Here is a 22,674-nt window from a genome sequence, read left to right on the forward strand (position 1 = left end):
TGTTTTTTGTAAACCGTCTATTCCACTCTGTTTTCGACAAAGTATTACGCAATATTCAGAAAAAGGTTATAATAGGACTAATCGGGTAGATTCCGGAAAGTGTTTTCTGGCTATTTCGTCTCGGTTTGTTGTTTCTTTGTCAAAATCAGGGGGAGGGAGAGTTATGCAAAACAAAGAAAAAACGCTTCACCGCGGCTTGGAAGAGCGGCATATCTCGCTTATGTCGTTGGGCGCCGCGATAGGAGTCGGACTGTTTCTCGGGTCGGCTTCTGCCATAAAGCTTGCCGGGCCGGGGATTTTAGCCGCTTACGCCTGCAGCGGACTGATTATGTTTTTTATTATGCGGGCATTAGGGGAAATGGCGATTCAAAAGCCTGTAGCCGGCTCATTCAGCCGGTATGCCAGAGATTATCTCGGTCCGCTTGCCGGGTTTTTAACAGGCTGGAATTATTGGTTTTTATGGGTTGTTACCTGCATGGCGGAAATCACCGCGGTCGGCATTTATATGGGCTACTGGTTCCCTGACGTGCCGTCATGGATCTGGGCGCTTTGTGCACTCGTCATTATGACGGCTGTCAACTTTCTGGCGGTCAAAGCGTACGGTGAGCTTGAATTCTGGTTTGCGCTCATTAAAGTCTTGGCGATTCTGTCAATGATCGCGATCGGTCTGGTGATGATCGTATTCGGTCTCGGAAACGGAGGCGTTGCGCTCGGAATCAGCAATTTATGGAGTCACGGCGGCTTTTTCCCGAATGGGATTAAAGGGGTGCTGCTGTCGCTTCAAATGGTCATGTTTGCCTATCTCGGGATTGAGCTGATCGGTGTCACAGCCGGTGAGGTCAAAAATCCGGAAAAATCACTGGCGCGGGCCATAGATACTGTTTTTTGGCGCATTCTCATTTTTTACGTCGGAGCTTTGTTTGTCATTATGTCAATTTATCCGTGGCAGGAAATCGGTTCAGGCGGAAGCCCGTTTGTTTTGACATTTGAAAAAATCGGAATACCCGCTGCAGCCGGAATCATTAATTTTGTCGTATTGACGGCGGCTCTTTCTTCCTGCAACAGCGGGATCTTCAGCACGGGGCGCATGCTGTTCAATCTGGCGGAGCAAAATGAAGCGCCTAAAGCATACGGTACGGTCACAAAAGGCGGTGTGCCGGGAAAAGCGGTATTGGTTTCAGCGGGCGCGTTGTGCATCGGCGTTTTGCTGAACTACGTGGTGCCGGCGAAAGTGTTTACGTGGGTGACGAGCATTGCGACGTTCGGGGCGATTTGGACATGGTCGATTATTTTGCTTTCTCAAATGAAATACCGTAAAAGCTTACAGCCGGAACAACGGAAAAAACTGAAATATAAAATGCCTTTATACCCCTTTTCCTCATATATCTCGCTGGCATTTCTGGCTTTTGTCGTTGTGCTGATGGCTTTTGATGCAGAGACCCGGGTGGCCGTCATCATCGGTCCTGTCTGGTTCGGCATATTATTAGCCGCCTATTACGGGAAAGGTTTCCATAAAAGAAAAGACATAGATCTGGAAAACGGACAGACATTCGCCGAAAAAGCGTAAAAAAAGAGCCCGGGACATGGGCTCTTTTTTTCATAGGATCGGGCCGGCGGGGGAAGAATAAAACAAATTCCTGAACATTTTGCTACTGTTTCCTGACAATCAGCGGAACGCAAATGGTTATTACTTAAATAATATTTTGAAAAATGGTACAGTAGTAAAACAAAGCTGATCTATTTTTATTTCTCTTGCAGTGTTTTATAGTATCGGCCTTTTTCAACATATTCCGTTCTGATTCTTTCCATGTCCCGTATGTCTTCTTCTGTCAGCCGGCGGATAACCTTTGCGGGCCGGCCGAACGCAAGACAGCCGGGAGGAATGGTTTTGCCCGGAGGAACGAGACTTCCGGCGCCGATAAATGCGCCTTCTCCGATTTCCGCCCCGTCAAGAATGACGGAGCCCATACCGATTAAAGCATTCTTTCTGATGATTGCGCTGTGCAGTGTAACCTGATGGCCGATCGTGACGTCATCTTCAATAAGAAGCGGGCGGTTCGGACTTTGATGCAGACAGCTCAAGTCTTGTATGCTGACTCTTTTTCCGATCCTTGTCGGCGCAACATCCCCCCGGATGACTGCCGAGAACCAGATGCTTGATTGTTCTCCGATCACGACGTCGCCCGTTATGACGGCATTATCCGCAATGAACGCTTCAGGATGTATGTCAGGCGTAAATTGTTTATAAGGGTAGATTATCATGTCTCATCCTTCTTTCTCTAAATTTATGTAAGAGGTGAACTGCATGTGGACTTGGAAAGCAGACAGGCCCGTCGGTACCATTGTCATTATCCACGGGGCGAGCGAATACCACGGGCGCTATAAATGGCTCGTTGAAATGTGGAGATCTTCCGGATATAACGTGGTGATGGGCGATTTGCCCGGTCAGGGAACGTCGACCCGCGCCAGAGGGCATATTCGCTCTTTCCAAGAATACATTGATGAAGTAGATATATGGATTGATAAAGCGAGAACGCTTGAAGCGCCCGTTTTCCTTTTGGGCCACAGCATGGGCGGACTGATTGCGATAGAATGGTTTAAGCAGCAGAGAAATCCCCGCATTACGGCACTCATTTTATCATCACCTTGTCTGGGTCTGCAAATAAAAGTCAATAAAGTCCTTGATTTTGCGTCTAAAGGACTGAACGTCCTCGCTCCGTCCCTCAGAGTGGATTCCGGCTTATCACCTGATATGGCAACGAGGAATGCGGATATGATTGAAGCGGATCAAAACGATTCTTTATATGTCACGAAGGTATCCGTAAGATGGTACAGAGAGCTTTTAAAAACCATTGATGCCGCTATGGTGCCGACTGATGCGTTTTTAAAGGTGCCGCTTTTGCTTATGCAGGGCGGTGATGACAAAATCGTCGATAAAATGAAGGTCCGCAAATGGTTTTCCGGTGTGGCTTCCCATAATAAATCGTACCGGGAATGGGAAGGGCTTTATCATGAAATTTTTAATGAACCGGAAAGAGAAACTGTGTTTAAGGCGGCAAAAGCCTTTACAGATCAGTATATTTGAATTCGCTGGGGGTGCATATGTTGACAGTACCGGAACATCCTTTTAACCTTATGGCAAAAGTGTATCGGGAAATTTTTCCGCTCGTTCATCAGGAATTGAACATGTGGCGGGAAAAATCAGATTCCATTAAAAATACCGAACTGCGACAGCAGGCGGCCGCAAGTATCCGCGATAAATCGTTTCATTGTGAAGGCGGCGGCATTTTAGCCCTGCTTTCGGGAGAGCAGAAACAGAAATGCGTGCAATTTATCATCGCGTATCAGACAATCAGTGATTATCTGGACAATCTGTGCGACCGCAGCACCTCGCTTGATCCCGAGGACTTCCGCATGCTTCATCTCTCCATGCGTGACGCGCTGACGGTCGGCGCCGAGGTGCGGCCGTACTATCAGTACAGAGACGAGCGGGATGACGGCGGTTATCTTCATGAGCTGGTGAGAACATGCCAGCGGGTGCTCGGGTCAATAGAACATTACGGTATCATTAAACCTTATTTGCTTGAGCTGTGTGATTATTATTGCGACCTTCAGGTTCATAAGCATGTCGTTGAGCATGAACGCGTGCCGAGGCTTAAAGGCTGGTTTGAGCAGTACCGGTCACAGCTTCCGGAAATGGAGTGGTTTGAGTTCTCGGCCTGCGCCGGATCGACGTTAGGCATTTTCTGTCTCGTTGCTTACTCATTCCAGCCTGATTTTAACGAACATACCGCTGAGAAAATCCGCAGCAGTTATTTTCCGTACATACAAGGGCTGCACATACTGCTCGATTATTTAATTGACCAGGAAGAGGATCTGCTTGAAGGCGATCTGAATTTCTGTACGTATTATCAGTCTCATGAAGAAATGATGCAGAGACTGCAGCATTTTATTGAAAAAGCGGATGAACATTTGCAAGGCATTCCGCATGAAAATTTTCACCGGCTGATCAACAGGGGGCTGCTCGGCGTCTATTTATCCGATGACAAAGTCGCCGGCCAAAAAGAAATGGGCCGCCTCGCGCGAAAGCTGATCAGGGCAAGCGGAAAAACGTCATTTTTCTTTTATATTAACGGAAGAGCCTACCGCAAATTTCAGAAGATGGCTTGGACGAAAAGTTCGTAATGGGTGAACTGCGCCTCTCGTGTAAATCATGACGGCGCAGTTTTTTTATTTATGACGTGAAGAATGAAACATTGTTTGCGCCTGCAGAATATGATACTTTAATTTTATGAAAAAATTAAAGTATTTAGCGGTCATAGCATTACTTTCCATTTCCGGAGGCTGCTCCGTCATCCATGCTTCCGCCGGCTATCATCCTGTCTTGATAGCACACAGGGGCTCTTCTGCGATTGAGCCGGAACATACAGCTTTGTCTTATGCGCGTGCGATTAAAGACAAAGCAGATTATATTGAGATAGACTTACGGGAGACAAAGGACGGCCATCTGATTGCAATTCACGATAAAACGGTAGATCGGACAACAGATGGTAAAGGGATGACAGATGATCTGTCTTTGGCTCAGATTAAGAAACTGAATGCGGGAAAAGGAGAAAAGATTTTAACATTAGAAGAAATCATACAGAAATTCGGACAAACTGCCAATTACTATATTGAGACAAGAGAAAGCAACGGCAGCCTGGTGATGGAAAAGAAACTGATTGACATATTACAAAAACATAAGCTGATTACCAGCCATAAAGCAGTCATTGAGTCTTTTAACGGGAAGAGCTTAAAGAAAGTTCGATCTATGAATAAAAAAGTTCCTCTTGTTCGATTATTAAAAGATAACGAGGCTGAGGAGATAAATGATAAGCAGCTGCAAACCATCAGAACGTATGCTGATACAGTCGGGCTCAACGCCAAATTGGCAAATGAAGCAGTCGTGAAGCGCATTCATCACAATAAGATGAAAGTGCACGTGTTTTTTGATAAGGAAGACGAGCATACGCTGACGCCTATTATGCTGAAACAAAAAGCAGATGGTGTCTTTACAAACAATCCGGCTTATACACGCGGCGTGCTGCAAAACAGTAAATAAAAAGAGACATGCGCATTTTACGCTGTCTCTTTTTTTAACGGTTTCTTTTTTGCCGCAAGGTGCATTGCGAATTTGCCGATCAGCCCGATGACAAAAAATGCAGCAAACCACCAGTAATAGGTTTTCGCGAACTCAAATCCTAAATGTCTTGATAAAATGATGACGAACATCACATATGGAACACTTGAAAATATGATGCGAAGAATATTCAAACTGCCGCTCCTCCCAGATGTTACACTTAAAAGATGAACTTTTTTCCATTATTTCATAGTAATTGATTTTTCAGAAAAAGTAAACACAAAAAGAATCGGCCCGCTTATGACAGGCCGATTCTTTATTTGCCGGCTGACTTCTTTTCAATCGCTATAATAAACGGCGGATCGTTTCGCTGGTTGAGAAAGCCGTAGCTCAGCACGCGCGCTTTTTCCTGATCAAGATTGCTGCAGTACTCCAGTAATGCACTTTTTTCCGTCTTGCCTTCAGGATGCCCGTGGTACACAACGAGAACGATCAGCCCGTTCTCCTTCAGCAGTTCAAGGAGCTGTTCGATCGCGGAAATGGTTGAGTGGCCGTTTGTCGTAATGCTTTTATCGCCGCCGGGCAGATAGCCGAGATTAAACACGGCGCAAGCCACACGACCGTGCGCATCTTCAGGCAGCGATGCCTTTATTTGATCATGGCTCTTATGGTGAAGCGTGACGCGCGGGAAGAAGTCGGCACCGAGCCGCTCCTTCGTTTTAGCGAGTGCGTCCGCTTGAATATCAAAGGCATGGACATGTCCTGTCTCACCGACAAGGCCGGCCAGGAAATATGTATCATGTCCGTTGCCCATCGTCGCGTCAACTGTGATATCCCCTTCCTGTGCGGCGGACTTCAGCAATTCTTTACTGAAAGGGAGGATGTGCATTAAGGTCATAGGGCGGTCTCCTCCCCGATCTTTCTGAAGAGCTTCCCTTGATAGCTTCCCCGTGTTTCCAGCTCTTTTTGAATGGCGCCCAGTACTTCCCACTTATTGACGCTCCACATCGGTCCGACCATTAATTCGATCGGCCCGTCTCCCGTAATGCGGTGAACGATCATTTCCGGGGGAATGATTTCGAGCTGATCACATACAAGACTTACATATTCTTCTTGAGAAAGGAACTCCAGCTTTCCTTTTTCATATTGCTTCACCATCGGTGTGCCTTTTAATAAGTGAAGCAGGTGAATTTTAATGCCTTGTACATCCAAATCAGCGACGGCTTTGGCTGTCTCCATCATCATGTCCCTGTTTTCAAGCGGAAGCCCGTTAATGATATGGGAACAAACGCGGATGCCGTGTTTTCTCAGTTTATTGACACCCTCAACATAGCAGTCAAAATCATGGGCGCGGTTGATCAGAAGGGCGGTCCGCTCATGCACGGTCTGCAGCCCGAGTTCAACCCACAAATAGGTCCGCTCATTCAGTTCGGCCAAATATTCCACGACATCGTCCGGCAGGCAGTCCGGACGGGTCGCGATCGACATGCCGACAACGCCGTCAAGCTTGAGGACGGATTCGAATTTTTCACGCAGCTCCTCTACCGGGGCATGCGTATTCGTGAACGCTTGGAAATATGCGATATATTTACCGTCTTTCCACTTTTCGTGCATGCGGTTTTTGATATCGTGAAATTGCGTGAGTAAGTCATCGGCCCGATTGCCGGCAAAATCGCCGGAACCCGCCGCGCTGCAGAATGTGCAGCCTCCGTGTGCAACCGTGCCGTCCCGATTCGGGCAGTCAAAACCGCCGTCAAGCGCGACTTTAAATACTTTATGCCCGAAATGCTCCCGCAGATGATAATTTAATGTATGGTACCGTTTTTCCGTATTTGAATAAGGAAAAGGGTTATTCTCGTTCAATGTTCAAAAAGCCTCCCTCACATCAGATGCATCCTAAAATTGTAGCATGAATGATGGGGGTTCACAATCTGAAAACAGGATGCGGCTTTCTTTTGTTTATTATGACTGCAGGCAGGATTCTCATTCCTTTAGTTAAACACGGAAAATTTGGTTCTCTTTCCTTCAACCTTCGGGTGTTATTATTTTTGGTCCGCTCAAACTAAGTTTGATTTCCCATTCACTGAGGAGGGGTTTCGTTGGCAACAAGACAATCAGTAGATGAACATCTCCAAAGAAGCGAACAGGCGTATGAATTTGCGAATGAGCAATTCATGACCGCTTCGAAACAAGAGCATTATAATGATAATGAGTACAGTGAAGCGCAAATGATGCTTGAAAACGCGGTGAATGAATTAAACAAGCTGTCATTATCTGCGAATGATCAGCAAAGAGAGCAGCTTTACCGAATGAGATTGCAGCTGCAGACCTTGCAAAACAATATGATTTTGCAGCGTAATTTTGATTACTGACCGCGCCGTTTCAAATGGTTCAGCAAACCTGCCGGAATCCCGGCGGGTTTTTTTGTATTTTTTTTAAAAAAGAATTGACAATAGGGCGGAGTGTGTTTATTGTATTATGTGTACTACTTGATGTAATACACATAAAACACTCAAAAAATGAAATCGACATATAAATGTTAAGCATAGGGAAGGGGAACTTTCATGAAAAACAAAAGATCCGTAAAACAAGATGTGCCTCTTATTATCGCCGCCTCGGTTTTGGCCAGCAGTCTGTTTGTCGTTCTTGTCGTCATCGGTTTTCAATGGCAGAACATTTAAAGAAAGAGAGCAGCTCGTAAAAGAAAGAAGGGAAGTAAATGATTCAAATCGATCCGAGAAGCTCAACTCCGATTTATGAGCAGATCATACAGCAACTGAAAGAGCTTTGTTTAAAAGGGATCATGAAGCCGGGGGATAAACTTCCTTCTGTCAGGGAATTGGCAACGATCATTATCGCCAATCCGAACACAGTCAGCAAAGCGTACAAGGAGCTCGAACGCGATGGTGTCATTGAAACGCTGAGGGGAAGAGGAACGTATATATCGGAGAATGCAAAAACGACATTGGTTGAAGGGAAGATGACGATGATAAAAGAGCAATTGAAACAGCTCATCATCGATGCCCATTACGCGGGAGTTGAGCTGGAGAAGCTGCAGGAATGGATAAAGGAAATCAGCGCTGATGTGAAAGGAGGCAAGGATCATGATTGAATTGCGGAATCTCTCAAAAACGATAGACGGTAAAGAAGTGCTCAAGGATATTTCGCTCACCATCGGAAAAGGGGAGATTTTCGGGCTGCTCGGGCGAAACGGATCAGGGAAAACAACACTGCTCCGGCTCATTCAGCAGATTCTGCTGCCGGATCAAGGGACGGTTTTATTTAATCAGGTGGAAATAAAGCGGCATCCGAAAGTAAAACAGAACATCATTTATATGCCTGTTGAAAATCCTTTTTATGACAAGTATACATATAAACAGCTTGTTGCGATTGTAAGCAGAATCTATCCGAATTTTGATGTGACTTACGCCAATGAGCTGATGAACAGGTACGGTATTCCGGAAACGAAGAAATACCGTGAATTATCGACAGGCCTGAAAAAACAGCTTGCGCTCGTCCTTGCCTTTGCTTCACGCCCGGCACTTATTCTTTTGGATGAACCGACGGACGGAATTGACGCCGTAACGCGTCATGACGTGCTGCAGCTTATGGTGGATGAAGTGGCTGAACGGGAAACGAGCATTCTGATTACCTCACACCGTTTAGAAGATATTGAGCGAATGTGCAACCGGATCGGGTTTTTGGAAGGAAATCAGCTGACGAATGTGATGGACTTGGATGTTATGAAGGAAGAGTACATGAAAATCCAAATGGCATTTGAAGAAAACGTCGCCTTGAAGATCAGAGAACAAAACATACCGATTCTTAACCATGCCGGTGTGTTTTATACGGTGCTGATTCAAAAGAACGATGAAAAGAAAAAGAACTTTCTGCAAGAGCTGCAGCCGAAAGTATGGAACGAACTTCCTGTGAACTTAGAAGAAGTCTTCATCGCGAAGTTTGGAGGGAACCGGAGATGGTAGACAGGGGATTGCTGTACAGGGAATGGGTGCAGAATCGAACTGTTCTTGTGATGGTCGGCATTTTTTTAGCGGCGGTCAATCCATTTGAAGTGTTAAATACCTATCTGGTTTATCAAGGCTGTCTGGACACCCCGGAAGCATATTGTAACTTTTATGTGAATTCTCTGGAGAGCGGAATGCTGAACTTAAACTGGGCGCCCGCTGTCATCTTAGCGGTTTGCTTATTCGGACTGGAGCGTACGAAAGGAACGATTGATGCGCTGTTCAGTCTGCCTTATTCCCGCGCTCAGGTGTTTCGCACTAAATTTTGGCTCGGAGCGGCGGTCATTACCGGCGCTCAGGTGATCGGCTACGGGCTGGCTGAACTGCTCATTCTTCTGTTAAAGCCTGAGCGCGTATATTTCTTCCACCATTACAGCGTCGGAGAGATTATTGTGAGTGTTTTGGCTTTTACATTGGTTGCGAGCGCGGGCTGCTTAACGGGGAATACGTTCGCCCAGCTGTTAACGGCGTTTGCCGTGTCGATAGCGCCTTACCTGATTATTACGTTGCCGCTGACAAATGCGGAAGTTATCTTCAGGGTCGGCATGCATGAGCTGATGCCATCAGTCAATGCTTACCTAAACGATTCGTTTCAATATCTGATTCCGATTATGTATGTTAATACGGACTGGGTATCTGCCAGCAAGTATATATTAATCATCCCGGCAGTGATGAGCATTGTATTTTATGCCATCGGGTACTTTTGCTATGTCAGGCAGCCGGTGGAACGGAACGGCCGTTTTTTTCTCTGGAGACAGCTTGACCGGCCCATTCAGATTGTGGTGATCATAATCGCCGTTCTCGGTTTTGGCCTGGCGGGGTACTCGACGGGACATACGATGACAGGGTATGTGGCCGGGATGCTGGTCGGAGGAGCGATCGGATTTTTGGTCAGTTATTTTGTGATTTATAAAAAAACGAAGCATGTGTAAGAGAGGAGGACCGGAATGATACCGCGGGGATTGTTGTACACAGAATGGAAAAAAAATCAGTGGTTGTTTTTATGCAGCGGCATTCTTTTAATGGCGGCAAACCCTTTTATGGTTTATAACAACTACTCAACATATCAAGAATGTTTGAATAACCCAGCTCTTCAAGACTGTGAATTCGTTGTCAATTATACGAATGGGTCGCCTCTTTCCTTCAGCTGGATTGTAAGTGTCATCATTGCCGTCTTCTTATTAGGCTTGGAACGGACAAAGGGAACGATGGATGCCTTGTTAAGCATGCCTTACAGCAGAGGCCAAATCTTTCAGACGAAATTCTGGCTCGGCGGGGCAGTCATTGTTGTTCCTCAGGCGATAGGCTATGGAGCGGCGTCATTGCTGATATCTTTGCTGAAACCGAGCCATACGTACGATTTTGATCATTTTTCAATCGGAATGATTGTCATCAGTTTTATGGCTTACGCCTTGTTAATGGCATCCGGCGCATTAACGGGACAGATATTCGCCCAGCTGTTAACGGCGTTTACAGTAACGGTTCTGCCCTTTTTACTCATCGGTCTGCCGGCCGCGAATTTGGAGGTCGTTTTCGATTTTAGTGTCGGAGATCAATTTTCTTTTATCAGCAGTTATATCGAATCCCGTCTTTTTATATTTGTAACCCCTATTGGATATGTGTTTAACGACTGGATCAGAGAAAGGGATTTGGTTTTAATCATTCCGATTGTGATGAGCCTTGTCTTTTATCTGATCGGTTATGTCAGCTTTCTGAAACATCCGAATGAACGGAACGGCAGATTCTTTCTTTGGAGAAAATTGGACCGTCCGGTGCAGATATTGGTGATTGCCTTTGCTGTTATGGGTTTCGGCGTTTTCGGATATGGGGTCACAGACACGATGTTCGGCTATTTAGCCGGCATTATCTTCGGCGCGATTATCGGGTTTTTCATCAGTTATTTTACGGTTTACAGGAAGTCAAAGCATATGTAGATCTGTTTGAAAATGAGCAGTTTGGAGGAAGGCAAGGTGCCGATTAGCGGTTTGCTTTATAAAGAATGGAAGCAGCGGCAGACGCTGCTGCTCCTTACAGCGGGGTTCTTATCTATCTTAGGCCCTTTGGCAATTATAAATGAGTATTTTCACTATAAGGATTGTTTACGTGCACTTCAGCTGTACCCGGGGTCAGTTTGTACATTCAGCATCGATTACAGCAATTATCGGAATTTGATTGGGCTTCATTTCATTCCGCCGGTTGTTATGGGGCTTTTTCTGATAAGAGGAAGCCGGTCTGAAAGGATGTTTACACTGAGTCTTCCGTATTCGAGAAGCCGGATATTTCATACGAAGTTTTTCTTGGGAGCAGCCGTGTTAGCCGGCTCACAGTTTGTTTCTTACGGAGTATCCGACATATTGTTCCTAGCGCTTAAACCTGACGCTGTCCATCATTTTCAATCATTCAGCGCAGGGATGCTGGTCATCAGCTTGATGATTTACGCATTAGTGACAGCTGCCGGCACGATAACGGGCAATTTAGCGGCGCAGCTGATCACAGCGTTCACGGTTTCCGTCTTTCCGATCGTGGTTATGACGATTTACCTATTAAACGCCGAGTTCCTTTTTGGCAGGCAGGCTGTGCCGGATATTGATTTCCCTTGGAGCGGATTTCTGATCTATTTCATGCCTGCCGCTTACATCCATACATCATGGATGTATTACATGAAACACGCATTGTTCGTCTCCGCATTAATGGGATTTTGTTTCTATCTATTCGGCTATGTGAATTTCCTGAAAATGCCGAATGAACGAAGCGGACATTTTATCCTGAGCAAACACATTGAACGCATCATTCAAGTGCTCGTCATGTCGCTCAGTATGCTGGGAAGTGCGGGGGTATGCAGATATGCTTATAACCGTTCGTATACCGGCTACATATTCGGCATGCTCATCGGTGCGGTTATCGGGTTTTTCATTAATTATTACTTCATCTATAAAAAAACGAAACAGATATAAGGGGGAGTGGTGTACGTGATAGAGGTACAGCATATCGATCATTCATTTAAAATCGGCAGGAAAGGCAGAGAGAGTGAGGTTCCGGTACTGAAGGATGTCTCTTTGACCGTTGAAAAAGGGGAAATTGCCTGTATCGTCGGGCGGAGCGGTTCCGGAAAATCAACGCTTCTGAATTTAATTTCGGGATACATAGCGCCGACAAAGGGCCGTATCGTCATTAACGGCACTGATGTGACGGGTTTCAATGAAAAAGAGTGGGCGCAGTTCCGCCTCGGGCATTTCGGCTTTATTTTTCAAAGCTTTCAGCTCATTCCGAGTCTGACAACCTATGAAAATGTTGAAATGCCGCTTGCCTTAAAAGGCGTCAAACCGTCTGAACGCAAGCAGAAAGTCGCAGATATGCTGAAACGGGTCGGACTTGAGAATCATGCGAATCATTATCCGAATGAGCTGTCAGGCGGCCAGCAGCAGCGTGTCAGTATCGCAAGAGCCCTCATTTTAAATCCGTCAATTATTTTAGCCGATGAGCCGACGGGAAGCCTCGATTCAGAAACGGAACTTGAGGTGCTTGCATTAATTCAGCAGCTGAACCGGGAGCGCGGGATTACATTTGTCATCATTACGCATGACGATGAAGTCGCTTCGATCGCGCATTCAAAATTCCAGCTGCATGACGGTGTATTAAAAGGGGGCGTTACTGTTGAGATTTAAGGATCAGATTCACTTTATCAGAAGAAATATGAAGAAAAACCGGCTGCGTGTTTTCATGACGGTGCTGGCGACGACAATGGCGTGCGCGTTTTTAGTGGTGCTGGCTTCCGTCGGATTCGGCATCCAAAAAACGATTACAGACATTACGATGAGCCAGCAGATTGTTACGGAAATCAATGTGCTCGGCCAAGAGAACGGAAAAGCCGTGAAGAAATCAGACTTGGAAAAGTATAAAAATGTCAAGTCTGTCGTTGAGAGAACACAAGTGTATGAACCGAACAAAGCGTCATTGGGAAACCGAACAAATGAAGATTCAGCCATTGTGCTGACAAACATGAAAGATGAAGTCAAAGCCAATATGGAGCTTGATCAGGGAAGAGTCGCCCGTACAGAGAATGAAATCGTGGTCGGCTATGATTTTGCGAAGAACCTATTGACGAAAAAAGAGGCTGACGCTTACGACAAAGAGTTAAAGGATCACCAAGGCGACATGTCGGAGGTGAAAAAACCAAAAGGCTATACGAAAGACCTGCTTAATAAAACGATACAGCTGAGCATCTCCAAAACAAACAAAGACGGAGACGTTGAAAAAACGAAAACGTACGACTTCAAAGTAGTCGGAATTACAAAAAAACCGTCCCAAGATTGGATGGAGGATACAAATATTTTTGTGAGTGATCAATTCAAGAAAGACTTCTCGACATTCTTGGATCTGAAGAATGGAAATGCGGAAAAAAGCATCAATGTGTATGCGGACAAATTCGATCATGTCGATCAGCTTACCCATGACCTCACAGATGACGGCTTTTATGTCAGATCTGTCACAACCGAGCTGAAGGGCGTCAACACCTTTTTCCTCGTCTTTAAAATCGGTCTGATCTTTGTCGGCTTTATCGCCGTCGTGATTTCAGCCATCGGTATTTTCAATACGATGACGATGGCGGTGACGGAACGAACGCAGGAAATCGGGATTATGAAAGCGATCGGCGCAAGCCCGTCCATCATCCGCAGAATGTTCCTGATGGAAAGCGCCTATATCGGGATATTAGGTTCTGTCATCGGGATTATCATTTCTTACGGAGTGAGTTTTGCCGTCAATCTGGCTGTGCCGGTTATTTTGAAAGCGGTAGGGGGAAATACCGGAGCTGAAGATCTTCATTATACCTTCTCCTACATCCCGCTCAGCCTCGTTGTGATCGCAGTTGTCATTTGTGCGGGGGTCGCGGTGATTTCCGGTATGAATCCGGCCCGCAAAGCGACAAAAACCAACGTTCTGACCGCATTAAGAAGAGAACTGTAAAGGAAAAAAGCCGGCTGGACATCAGCCGGTTTTTCCTCTATCTATCAGAAAAGGGCGGATACCATGTTTCACATTTTGTTAATAGAAGATGATAACACTTTGTTTCACGAGATGAAGGAGAGATTAACGGGCTGGTCATTTGCGGTGCACGGAATAAAGGATTTCAGCCGGGTCATACGGGAGTTTACTGAAATTAAGCCTGATTTGGTGATCATTGATGTACAGCTGCCGAAATTTGACGGCTTTCATTGGTGCAGAATGATACGCTCCCAATCAAACGTGCCGATTCTCTTTTTGTCCTCGCGCGATCATCCCGCGGATATGGTCATGTCGATGCAGCTCGGGGCAGATGATTTTATTCAGAAGCCTTTTCACTTTGATGTGTTAATCGCGAAAATACAGGCGGTGTTCCGCCGTGTGCATCAATACGGCACAGAACCGGCGCTGATGAAAAGATGGTGCGGGGCGGTCATTGACACAGAAACCAACACGGTCAGCCGTAAAAACGGTTCGGTCGAGCTGACCAAAAACGAAATGCTGATCTTAAAACTGCTGGCTGAGCAGAAAAATAAAATCGTCAGCCGGGAAGAACTCATCAGAAGCCTATGGAATGATGAGCGTTTCGTCAGTGATAATACGCTGACGGTGAATGTCAACCGGCTGCGGAAAAAACTCGATCAATTAGGCATCGGAAAAATGATTGAAACTAAGGTGGGGCAGGGATACATCGCAAAGGAAGAAGACGGTCTTTATGATTAAATCATTTCTGCTCGAAAGAAAAAGCTGGATTGCGATGTATCTTTTTCAGCAGGCTGTGCTCCTTTTTGCGGCATATATTGATCCGTCTATTCCGTTTCTTTCGGTGCTGTATTTCGTTTACCTGTCACTTCTTGTGTTTCTTGTATTTCTCTTGTTCCGCTATCGTAAAGAGACCGCCTATTATAAAAGCTTAAGAGAGTGGGACGCCAATTTAGACATGTCTTATCTTAAAGCGCCTGAAAGTCCGTTTGAGTCTATCGTTGAAGAAAGCATTGAAGGGCAGACAGAGCAGTTAAGAAAAAGTTCACTTCATCTTCAGACGGCGTCAGAGCATGAAAAGGACGATCTGATGTCATGGATTCACGAGGTCAAAACACCGCTGACAGCGATGCATCTCATGATTGAGCGCCTTGATGAACAGCCGCTGAAAGCCCCTTTGCTGTATGAATGGCTGCGGATTCACCATCTCCTGGACCAGCAGCTTCATCAGAAACGATTGTCCTTTATTGAAAATGATTTATCATTCCAGCGCATTCAGCTCAGACCGCTCGTTTTCAAAGAAATTAAAAATCTGCAATCATGGTGTATACAAAAAGGGATCGGGTTTGACATTCAGCTCGATTCATCAGACGTTCACAGTGACGGAAAATGGCTTTCCTTCATCATCAGGCAGCTGTTAAGCAATGCCGTCAAATACAGTGAGGCGGATGACATTACCGTAAAAAGCTATGAACAAAACGGCCGGGTGCATGTGGATATCGAAGACCGCGGCATCGGCATCGAGCCCAAAGATCTTCCGCGCATTTTTGAAAAGGGATTTACCTCGACGCGAATGAGGCGAGATCACGCGTCAACGGGGATGGGTCTGTATTTGGCTCAAAAAGCCGCGGCTCCGCTTCTCATCCAGATCAGCGTGCGCTCTGAGCCGGAAAGCGGCACGGTTTTTACCTTGGTGTTTCCGAAACAGAACGATGCCGTCAGCATGTTCAGCATGTGACAAAAGTGTCACATGCTTTTCTCTTTTGTTCGCTTAATCAAACGAAAAAAACGGCTTCTGTTTTTAAAATAAAGATAACCAATGTAAAAGGAGAATCATAACGCGATGATTTTAGAAGCAGGCAATATCCAAAAAAGCTACGGAAACAAACTGAATAAACAAGAGGTGCTGAAAGGAATTGATCTTCAGATTCACAAAGGGGAATTCGTCAGCATTATGGGCCCGTCGGGATCAGGGAAAACGACCCTTTTGAATGTGCTTTCCTCCATTGATAAAGTGAGCGCGGGGACCATTAAACTGAATGAGACGGAGATTACATCCATGAAAGAAAAACAGCTTGCCGAATTCAGAAAACGGCATCTCGGCTTTATTTTTCAGGATTATAATTTATTGGACACGCTGACCGTGAAGGAAAACATACTCCTGCCGTTATCCATTACGAAAATGTCTAAGAAAGAGGCGGACCTGCGATTTGCCGAGACGGCAGAGGAGCTTGGGATCTATGATTTGCGACATAAGTATCCGAGTGAAATTTCCGGCGGGCAAAAACAGCGGACGTCTGCCGCAAGAGCTGTTATTCACGAACCGGGCATTATTTTTGCTGATGAGCCGACCGGAGCGCTCGATTCAAAGGCTGCCATGGATTTACTGAATAAACTCAGCCGTCTGAATCAAAAACGCCGCGCCACCATTGTGATGGTGACGCATGATCCGGTTGCCGCCAGCTATTCCGGACGTGTGGTTTTCATTAAAGACGGCCGTGTGTATACACAGCTGAATAAAGGCGGCCAGGACAGACCGGACTTTTTTCAGGATATTATGAAAACGCAAAGTGTATTGGGCGGAGTTCAGGCATGAGTATTCATCATTTGATCTTCCAGAACCTGAAAAAGAATATGAAAAACTATTACCTTTACGTTTTTGCGCTGGTGTTCAGCGCCGCCCTTTATTTCGCGTTTGTCACGATGCAATACGATCCGGCGCTTGATGAAATGAAAAGCTCCATAAAAGGAGCGGCGGCAATCCGGGCCGCCTCTGTACTGCTTGTGGCGATCGTGTCGGTATTTCTTTTATACGCCAACACCATTTTTATTAAACGGCGCGGCCGGGAAATCGGCTTATTCCGATTAATCGGCATGACGAAAATGCACATTTTCCGCATACTCAGCACAGAAAATTTCATTTTGTATTTCGGATCGATTTGGATCGGTATTTTTGCCGGCTTTTCTCTCTCGAAATTATGTATGATGATGCTGTTTCATACAGTCGGTGTGAAAGCCTCTGTCTCACTGTTTTTTTCAAGCAAGGCGCTCGTTCAGACGTTAATTGTGTTCGGGGCAATTTACCTGCTGATTATGTTGATGAATTACTTATTTATTAAACGGCAAAGCATTTTGTCTTTATTTAAAACCGCGTCATCGTCAGAAAGCGGCATAAGACGGCTTTCTTGGGTGCAGATGTCGATCGGCGTTGTCGGTATTGCGGCCATTATCGCCGGCTATGCCGTGTCCGCGGATTTATTCGGAGGCAGTTTTACGAGCATGAATGAACTGTTTTCGGCCATGGTGTTTATTCTCGGCTCGGTCATTATCGGAACTTATCTGTTTTATAAAGGTTCGGTCAGCTTTCTGGCAAATCTCATCCGAAAATCAAAAGGCGGGTATCTGAATGTCAGTGAAGTGCTGTCTTTGTCATCCATCATGTTCCGGATGAAGTCAAACGCCGTGCTGCTGACGATTATTACGACTCTTTCGGCGCTGGCAATCGGTTTGCTGTCTTTAAGCTATATTTCGTACTATTCCGCGGAAAAATCGGCTGAGCAAAATACAGCCGCGGACTTTGCGTTTGATAACCAAAAGGAGACTGACTCATTTACCGCTCTATTGAAGAAAAACGGAATTGAACACAAAGTGAAAACAATCAAGACCATTCAAGCCGGTGTCAATATGAAGAACATCATAAACGGCGATATGAAAAGCTTTCAACAAGACCCGTCCAGCTTGGCGCTGCCGATTATAAGCGAGAAAGACGCAGAAGGGACGGAGCTTTCTGACGGAGAAGCCGTGTTTACCGGATATAATGATATGATGAAAAGATTTCTCGACCTGAAAACGTCAGGTTCCATTGATATAAACGGCAAAACGGATAAAATACCGCTGGCGTATAAGGGCTTGAAGAACGACTTCCTCCTGTCATATACATTTACAAGCGGAGGGCTGCCGACCGTTATCGTCACGCAGCAGGTATTTGATCGGATCGAGAAAGATATCGACCCGTCCATTCAGGGAAAATCAAATCGGTTTTTCGGCATTACACTCAAACGTGAAGAGGACATCCAAAAAGCTGATGGCCTGTTTCAGGCGCAACACTATTCAGATGGCGCGCTTTCGCAATTTGAAACGGCTGACACCCAAAAGAAAAACATGGGGCTGATCATGTTTATTGTCGGCTTTTTGGGATTAACCTTTCTGATCACCTCAGGCTGTATCCTTTATTTTAAACAAATGGGCGAGTGTGAGGATGAGAAGGCTGATTACACGATATTGCGGAAGCTCGGCTTCACAACGGGAGATCTGCTGAAAGGCATCCGCCGGAAGCAGGCGTATCATTTCGGGATTCCGCTCGTTCTCGGGCTGTTCCACAGCTATTTTGCCGTTCAGTCAGGATGGTTTTTATTCGGAACGGAAGTGTGGACGCCGATGATCATCGTCATGGCGCTGTATACGCTGCTGTACTCCATCTTCGGCATGCTGTCGGTGCTATACTATAAAAAGGTCATTCAATCCGCCTTGTAAAACAAGTTGAGGAGCCTCCGCATAAGCGGAGGCTTTTTTTGTATGAATAGAAGAAAGCGATTTTTAAAAGAATAGACATACGTCATTTTTTCGCGCGGGGGAGCCTTATGCAGAAGTATTTTCAATTGAAATCTGAAACAGGGGCCTTTCATCTTTTTTCCAAGGAACACATTTTCACGCTGTTGATCATCGTATTGCTGGGGGCGGGCGTGATCGTATTCCGGAAAAAGCTCAACCACGGCCGGTCGAATTGCGTTTTCCGCTATGTACTGTTCATTCTCCTTGCCGTGTCGCAGATCAGCTATCATATATGGCTGCTTTGTCATCATGCCTGGTCGCTGAAAACAGCTCTGCCGCTGCAGCTGAGCGACCTTTCCGTCTATTTGGCGATGCTGATGGTCATGATAAAAAGCAAAAAACTGTTCGCTTTCCTCTATTTTGCCGGTTTGGGCAGCGCCATACAGGCGATGGCAACACCTGACTTAGGGGCGTATTCTTTCCCTCATTTTCGGTACATCGTGTTTTTCGTCTCCCACGGCTGTGTTTTTCTTACCTGTCTATTCATGGCCGCTTCAGAAAGGTACAGGCCGTCGGCGCGCGGGCTGTGGGTATCGGTGCTGATCGTAAATCTGTACGGGGCGTGTGTCTTTTTTATTGATCGTAGGCTGAATGCAAATTACCTATATTTAATGAAAAAACCGAAGACCGCTTCGCTTCTGAACGTTTTCGGACCTTGGCCGTGGTATCTTCTATCAATGGAAGCGGCGGTGATATTGAGCTTTTTCATTCTGTATATTCCGTTTTGGCTGCTGAGGAAAAGAGCATGAGGCCGGCCTGTTTTTGTGAATCCAATCATTTGTAATTTTTTCAACATTCCGGCATTATTTTTTTCAGATTCTGATGTTGAAAAAAGACGTCCGCGGCGATAGAATGAATGTGCTATGATAACGTGTTCGATACGGAGCCGCGGTTTGCGGTTTCCGTTTTTTCATGGGGTTTTTTATAGAGAGAGGGGGGATCGGTATGCCGCGCGCTTTGAAGATATTAATCATCGGAATGTTTATCAATGTGACGGGCGCATCTTTTTTGTGGCCGCTGAATACGATCTATATTCATAATCATTTAGGGAAATCGCTGACTGTTGCGGGGATTGTTCTGATGCTGAATTCCGGCGCCAGTGTGGCGGGGAATTTATGCGGCGGATTTTTGTTTGATAAAATCGGCGGATTCAAATCCATTATGCTGGGCATTATAATCACATTGGCTAGTCTTCTCGGACTCGTTCTGTTTCACCAATGGCCCGTTTATATTTGGCTGCTCATCATTGTCGGCTTCGGTTCCGGTATCGTGTTTCCGGCCAGTTATGCCATGGCGGGAGCGGTATGGAAAGAAGGCGGGCGGAGAGCTTTTAATGCGATTTATGTAGCTCAGAACGCAGGTGTCGCCGTGGGCTCGGCACTCGGCGGGATGGTTGCGGCGTACTCGTTTACGTACGTGTTTTTAGCCAATGCTTTGCTGTATGTGCTGTTTTTCCTTATCGTATTTTTCGGGTTTCGAAATATCAAAACCGGAAATGCGAGCCAGGTCTCTGTTCTGGACTACGAGCCTGTCAGCAGCAGAACGAAATTTACGGCGCTTCTCATATTGAGCGGCGGGTATGTTCTCGGGTGGATTGCCTATTCGCAGTGGTCCACAACCGTTGCGTCACATACTCAAAGCATCGGTATGCCGCTTTCATTATACAGTGTGCTTTGGACCGTAAACGGAATATTAATTGTCGCCGGACAGCCTCTCATAGGAGCTGTTCTGAAAAAATGGTCCGGTGCGTTAAAAACGCAGATGGTCATCGGCTTTTGTATTTTTATCGTCTCGTTCGGCGTGCTTCTCAGCGCCAAGCAATTTCCGATGTACCTCACCGCAATGGTGATTTTAACCGTCGGAGAAATGCTTGTCTGGCCTGCCGTGCCTACCATTGCCAATCAGCTTGCGCCTAAGGGGAAAGAAGGTTTTTACCAAGGATTTGTCAACAGTGCGGCGACGGGCGGCAGAATGATCGGGCCGCTCCTTGGCGGCGTGCTGGTTGATCAGTACGGAATGAGCGTGCTGCTGTTGATCCTGATGGTGCTTCTTGTTGTCAGCATCGCAGCGACGGTGCTGTACGACAAACGCCTGAAAACCGTTAATAAACAAAACGTCCAAGTGCGATGACGACATAAAAAAATCCCGCTGTTTCGGCGGGGTTTTTTTGTTTATACGACCGGAAGCACGTTGACGGCGTCCTTAACGTTTAAATACGTCTTTAATGAAGAAAAGCTGGCATCAAGCTGATTCATTCTCATGGCGAGGGAAGGCTTGATCCCGGTGATAATCAATTCCGTGCCGATCAATTTAAGCAGGTGGTGCAATTTGAAAATCTGGTCTGCGGTCTGTTCGTTTACCTCGGCCAGACCTGATAAGTCTATAATTAAGTAATCATCTTTAGATGCGTTTAATATGTCTGTCAAAGCCGTCACAATTGAATCAAATCGTTCTTCCGTTAAATTTCCGACTAACGGCAAAGCGGAGATGCCGTTTCGGATCGGAACAATCGGCGTTGACAGCGTCGTGATTTCTGCGAGGGAATCCTCAAGGAGCTTTTCGTATTCTTTCTGCTCTGTGATGTCTTTTTGAAAACCGACAAAATAGAGCTTGTCTTCAACATACAGAGGATCAATGTTGAGTTCATTCCAAAATGGGGTGCCGTCTTTTTTGACGTTTTTCAGCCGCACCGTGATCTTTTCTTTCTGGTTTAAGCTCTTTCTGATTTTCGCGACTTGTTGACGGTCGGTTTCTTTGCCTTGCAGAAATCTGCAGTTCTTACCTAATATCTCTTCTGAAGAATAGCCTGTCATATCCATAAATCCCTGATTTGTATATATGATGGGATTGTCCTCAAGAGAGGGGTCTGTAATCACCACGCCGATGCGTGCGTGATCAAGCGCCTTTTTGATAAGCTCCAGCTGCTCCAGTTTTCCGGATACATTTGAGTCAGCCATGTAAAACCCCCTTTTGGCCGTAAAGCTGTGCGCTTTTTCAGCCGTTGTTTCTCCCCTTTTTAAATGAATCTACAGTAACCGTAGCATAACATATGTTCTGATTCAAGCAGCCGGAGTTTGCAATTTGTCATTCGGGCTTGTCCTCATATACACTGAATCTATAAGGGGAAGGCACATCATCGCTAAGTAAGTGACTAGGTCATTGTCACTGGGTGAAAAATGAATCTAATGCATCAAGCTTACCGATCATGTGTTCACATATAATGGAAGAAACAAGCTTTTTACTTTCCTGCTCAATCGCCGGTATGTAGATATCGAATATCATCGTATTCGTAAGGGGGCTGGATGGCCTGAAGTCGCTTTACTAAATAAGGGCTTTAGGAAGGTGATGAAGATGCTGCATCAGGTAATAATTGCTTGTGTAATTGGAGGCATCATGGGGGTTCTCGGTCATGTGAAAAAGAGAGGCAGGCTGGAGAAACCCAGAATGACAAAGCGGTTTATCTATCTCGGTTTTTTGGAAGATGGTTTTATCGGAATGGCTGCTTCCATCTTACTTGTCTTATCCGCTGACCCCGATTCAGGAATTCAACTCGTCATCTTATCCATAATCGCAGGCTACGGCGGAGAAGCTGTTCTCAGGAGCTTTGATTTTGTCAGAGAACAAAACAGTGATTCGGCCGAAGCAAAACCACACCAGCAAAAAAATCCTCCATCAAAATAATATCCCCGCTCATGACCCGTTCTGGGTACATTCCCATTGTATACAAACCTGCTTGCACTTATGAACAGAATTCTATAAAATACAGGTAAGATTACGGTAGCGATAAGAACAGTGAAGAGGAGCAGTAAGAAGCAGATTTTGCAATCAGAGAGTTGACGGCCGGTGCAAGTCAATCAAGTCTGTTTCCGAACTCGCCTCAGAGTTGCAGCGGCAAAACCGCTGACGCATAACTGCGTTAAAAGTATCAAGTGAGTG

General features: G+C 45.8%; 24 protein-coding genes and 1 other annotated feature (1 of these 25 only partly in view). Of the genes, 19 read left to right on the top strand and 5 right to left on the bottom strand.

The features are described 5' to 3' along the window. The first annotated feature begins 163 nt into the window (after window positions 1-163). Window positions 164-1,567, top strand: coding sequence for an alanine permease AlaP (gene alaP / locus HWY38_RS13835; protein ID WP_014418695.1), 1,404 nt, complete (start codon window positions 164-166; stop codon window positions 1,565-1,567). Between the two features lie 176 nt (window positions 1,568-1,743). Here the strand turns inward: alaP and HWY38_RS13840 are convergent, their stop codons facing one another. Continuing rightward, window positions 1,744-2,259 (bottom strand): gamma carbonic anhydrase family protein, encoded by a 516-nt coding sequence (locus tag HWY38_RS13840; RefSeq protein WP_029326247.1) that lies wholly within the window; start codon window positions 2,257-2,259, stop codon window positions 1,744-1,746. 46 nt (window positions 2,260-2,305) lie between these two features. Between HWY38_RS13840 and HWY38_RS13845 the strand changes: the two genes are divergently transcribed. The 3 genes from HWY38_RS13845 to HWY38_RS13855 all read left to right on the top strand — a co-directional run bounded on the left by HWY38_RS13845 (window position 2,306) and on the right by HWY38_RS13855 (window position 5,101). Further along, window positions 2,306-3,085 carry an alpha/beta hydrolase gene (locus tag HWY38_RS13845; RefSeq protein WP_003152261.1) on the top strand — a complete coding sequence of 260 codons (780 nt, stop codon included), beginning with the start codon at window positions 2,306-2,308 and terminating at the stop codon, window positions 3,083-3,085. A gap of 20 nt (window positions 3,086-3,105) precedes the next feature. Then, on the top strand, window positions 3,106-4,185 hold the full coding sequence (locus tag HWY38_RS13850) for a tetraprenyl-beta-curcumene synthase family protein (RefSeq protein ID WP_025285155.1): 1,080 nt from the start codon (window positions 3,106-3,108) through the stop codon (window positions 4,183-4,185). A 106-nt stretch (window positions 4,186-4,291) separates the two neighbouring features. Continuing rightward, window positions 4,292-5,101: a glycerophosphodiester phosphodiesterase family protein gene (locus HWY38_RS13855; protein ID WP_224182048.1), complete on the top strand. Its 810-nt coding sequence runs from the start codon at window positions 4,292-4,294 to the stop codon at window positions 5,099-5,101. A 17-nt stretch (window positions 5,102-5,118) separates the two neighbouring features. Here the strand turns inward: HWY38_RS13855 and HWY38_RS13860 are convergent, their stop codons facing one another. From HWY38_RS13860 to HWY38_RS13870, 3 genes are all read right to left on the bottom strand, one after another. Further along, window positions 5,119-5,313: a hypothetical protein gene (locus HWY38_RS13860; RefSeq protein WP_003152265.1), complete on the bottom strand. Its 195-nt coding sequence runs from the start codon at window positions 5,311-5,313 to the stop codon at window positions 5,119-5,121. A 122-nt stretch (window positions 5,314-5,435) separates the two neighbouring features. Continuing rightward, on the bottom strand, window positions 5,436-6,017 hold the full coding sequence (locus HWY38_RS13865; RefSeq protein WP_224182049.1) for a tRNA (mnm(5)s(2)U34)-methyltransferase: 582 nt from the start codon (window positions 6,015-6,017) through the stop codon (window positions 5,436-5,438). Next, on the bottom strand, window positions 6,014-6,982 hold the full coding sequence (locus HWY38_RS13870) for a TIGR01212 family radical SAM protein (protein ID WP_007408822.1): 969 nt from the start codon (window positions 6,980-6,982) through the stop codon (window positions 6,014-6,016). Before HWY38_RS13870 ends, HWY38_RS13865 begins: the two co-directional genes overlap by 4 nt. Window positions 6,983-7,218: 236 nt before the next feature. Here HWY38_RS13870 and HWY38_RS13875 point away from each other — a divergent pair, with 236 nt between their 5' ends. From HWY38_RS13875 to HWY38_RS13945, 14 genes are all read left to right on the top strand, one after another. Further along, window positions 7,219-7,491 (top strand): YtzC family protein, encoded by a 273-nt coding sequence (locus tag HWY38_RS13875; protein ID WP_003152272.1) that lies wholly within the window; start codon window positions 7,219-7,221, stop codon window positions 7,489-7,491. Between the two features lie 347 nt (window positions 7,492-7,838). After that, window positions 7,839-8,231, top strand: coding sequence for a GntR family transcriptional regulator YtrA (ytrA, locus tag HWY38_RS13885; RefSeq protein WP_003152275.1), 393 nt, complete (start codon window positions 7,839-7,841; stop codon window positions 8,229-8,231). Continuing rightward, window positions 8,224-9,102: an ABC transporter ATP-binding protein gene (locus HWY38_RS13890; RefSeq protein ID WP_224182050.1), complete on the top strand. Its 879-nt coding sequence runs from the start codon at window positions 8,224-8,226 to the stop codon at window positions 9,100-9,102. Before ytrA ends, HWY38_RS13890 begins: the two co-directional genes overlap by 8 nt. Continuing rightward, window positions 9,096-10,076, top strand: coding sequence for an ABC transporter permease subunit (locus HWY38_RS13895; protein WP_224182051.1), 981 nt, complete (start codon window positions 9,096-9,098; stop codon window positions 10,074-10,076). The genes HWY38_RS13890 and HWY38_RS13895 overlap by 7 nt, the downstream gene beginning before the upstream one ends. Window positions 10,077-10,091: 15 nt before the next feature. Then, the gene (locus HWY38_RS13900) at window positions 10,092-11,078 is read left to right on the top strand and encodes an ABC transporter permease (RefSeq protein WP_020954285.1); all 987 of its coding nucleotides are present in this window, start codon (window positions 10,092-10,094) and stop codon (window positions 11,076-11,078) included. Window positions 11,079-11,114: 36 nt separating this feature from the next. Further along, window positions 11,115-12,098, top strand: a complete 984-nt coding sequence (locus tag HWY38_RS13905) for an ABC transporter permease (RefSeq protein ID WP_224182052.1) — start codon at window positions 11,115-11,117, stop codon at window positions 12,096-12,098. A 15-nt stretch (window positions 12,099-12,113) separates the two neighbouring features. Then, entirely contained in the window at window positions 12,114-12,809 is a 696-nt protein-coding gene (locus tag HWY38_RS13910) for an ABC transporter ATP-binding protein (protein WP_003152281.1), read from the top strand. After that, a complete protein-coding gene (locus HWY38_RS13915) occupies window positions 12,799-14,109 on the top strand; it encodes an ABC transporter permease (RefSeq protein WP_003152283.1) in 1,311 nt (436 codons plus the stop codon). The genes HWY38_RS13910 and HWY38_RS13915 overlap by 11 nt, the downstream gene beginning before the upstream one ends. 63 nt (window positions 14,110-14,172) lie before the next feature. Then, complete coding sequence (locus tag HWY38_RS13920) at window positions 14,173-14,868, top strand: response regulator transcription factor (RefSeq protein WP_014305616.1); 696 nt, start codon at window positions 14,173-14,175, stop codon at window positions 14,866-14,868. Next, window positions 14,861-15,865 (top strand): sensor histidine kinase, encoded by a 1,005-nt coding sequence (locus tag HWY38_RS13925; protein WP_224182053.1) that lies wholly within the window; start codon window positions 14,861-14,863, stop codon window positions 15,863-15,865. Before HWY38_RS13920 ends, HWY38_RS13925 begins: the two co-directional genes overlap by 8 nt. A 105-nt stretch (window positions 15,866-15,970) precedes the next feature. Next, entirely contained in the window at window positions 15,971-16,723 is a 753-nt protein-coding gene (locus HWY38_RS13930) for an ABC transporter ATP-binding protein (protein ID WP_007613227.1), read from the top strand. After that, window positions 16,720-18,660, top strand: a complete 1,941-nt coding sequence (locus HWY38_RS13935) for an FtsX-like permease family protein (protein WP_082998863.1) — start codon at window positions 16,720-16,722, stop codon at window positions 18,658-18,660. Before HWY38_RS13930 ends, HWY38_RS13935 begins: the two co-directional genes overlap by 4 nt. Before the next feature lie 107 nt (window positions 18,661-18,767). Continuing rightward, the gene (locus HWY38_RS13940) at window positions 18,768-19,487 is read left to right on the top strand and encodes a TIGR02206 family membrane protein (protein WP_224182054.1); all 720 of its coding nucleotides are present in this window, start codon (window positions 18,768-18,770) and stop codon (window positions 19,485-19,487) included. A gap of 196 nt (window positions 19,488-19,683) precedes the next feature. Continuing rightward, a complete protein-coding gene (locus HWY38_RS13945; protein ID WP_224182055.1) occupies window positions 19,684-20,868 on the top strand; it encodes an MDR family MFS transporter in 1,185 nt (394 codons plus the stop codon). Between the two features lie 41 nt (window positions 20,869-20,909). Here the strand turns inward: HWY38_RS13945 and HWY38_RS13950 are convergent, their stop codons facing one another. After that, complete coding sequence (locus HWY38_RS13950) at window positions 20,910-21,695, bottom strand: PAS domain-containing protein (protein WP_045208545.1); 786 nt, start codon at window positions 21,693-21,695, stop codon at window positions 20,910-20,912. 388 nt (window positions 21,696-22,083) lie between these two features. Here HWY38_RS13950 and HWY38_RS13955 point away from each other — a divergent pair, with 388 nt between their 5' ends. Beyond that, window positions 22,084-22,419, top strand: coding sequence for a DUF4257 domain-containing protein (locus HWY38_RS13955; protein WP_015418038.1), 336 nt, complete (start codon window positions 22,084-22,086; stop codon window positions 22,417-22,419). 102 nt (window positions 22,420-22,521) lie between these two features. Next, window positions 22,522-22,674 (top strand) — a binding site (T-box leader) (it continues 61 nt past the right edge of the window).

Source organism: Bacillus sp. KS1, from assembly GCF_020075515.1.
GTDB lineage: Bacteria > Bacillota > Bacilli > Bacillales > Bacillaceae > Bacillus > Bacillus velezensis.

What these genes read in the sequence shown, in the direction of transcription:
- alaP (WP_014418695.1), top strand. Translation starts at nt 164, where the DNA reads ATGCAAAACAAAGAAAAAACGCTTCACCGCGGCTTGGAAGAGCGGCAT.
- HWY38_RS13845 (WP_003152261.1), top strand. Translation starts at nt 2,306, where the DNA reads ATGTGGACTTGGAAAGCAGACAGGCCCGTCGGTACCATTGTCATTATC.
- HWY38_RS13855 (WP_224182048.1), top strand. Translation starts at nt 4,292, where the DNA reads ATGAAAAAATTAAAGTATTTAGCGGTCATAGCATTACTTTCCATTTCC.
- HWY38_RS13865 (WP_224182049.1), bottom strand. Translation starts at nt 6,017, where the DNA reads ATGACCTTAATGCACATCCTCCCTTTCAGTAAAGAATTGCTGAAGTCC.
- ytrA (WP_003152275.1), top strand. Translation starts at nt 7,839, where the DNA reads ATGATTCAAATCGATCCGAGAAGCTCAACTCCGATTTATGAGCAGATC.
- HWY38_RS13890 (WP_224182050.1), top strand. Translation starts at nt 8,224, where the DNA reads ATGATTGAATTGCGGAATCTCTCAAAAACGATAGACGGTAAAGAAGTG.
- HWY38_RS13895 (WP_224182051.1), top strand. Translation starts at nt 9,096, where the DNA reads ATGGTAGACAGGGGATTGCTGTACAGGGAATGGGTGCAGAATCGAACT.
- HWY38_RS13900 (WP_020954285.1), top strand. Translation starts at nt 10,092, where the DNA reads ATGATACCGCGGGGATTGTTGTACACAGAATGGAAAAAAAATCAGTGG.
- HWY38_RS13920 (WP_014305616.1), top strand. Translation starts at nt 14,173, where the DNA reads ATGTTTCACATTTTGTTAATAGAAGATGATAACACTTTGTTTCACGAG.
- HWY38_RS13925 (WP_224182053.1), top strand. Translation starts at nt 14,861, where the DNA reads ATGATTAAATCATTTCTGCTCGAAAGAAAAAGCTGGATTGCGATGTAT.
- HWY38_RS13930 (WP_007613227.1), top strand. Translation starts at nt 15,971, where the DNA reads ATGATTTTAGAAGCAGGCAATATCCAAAAAAGCTACGGAAACAAACTG.
- HWY38_RS13935 (WP_082998863.1), top strand. Translation starts at nt 16,720, where the DNA reads ATGAGTATTCATCATTTGATCTTCCAGAACCTGAAAAAGAATATGAAA.
- HWY38_RS13940 (WP_224182054.1), top strand. Translation starts at nt 18,768, where the DNA reads ATGCAGAAGTATTTTCAATTGAAATCTGAAACAGGGGCCTTTCATCTT.
- HWY38_RS13945 (WP_224182055.1), top strand. Translation starts at nt 19,684, where the DNA reads ATGCCGCGCGCTTTGAAGATATTAATCATCGGAATGTTTATCAATGTG.
- HWY38_RS13950 (WP_045208545.1), bottom strand. Translation starts at nt 21,695, where the DNA reads ATGGCTGACTCAAATGTATCCGGAAAACTGGAGCAGCTGGAGCTTATC.
- HWY38_RS13955 (WP_015418038.1), top strand. Translation starts at nt 22,084, where the DNA reads ATGAAGATGCTGCATCAGGTAATAATTGCTTGTGTAATTGGAGGCATC.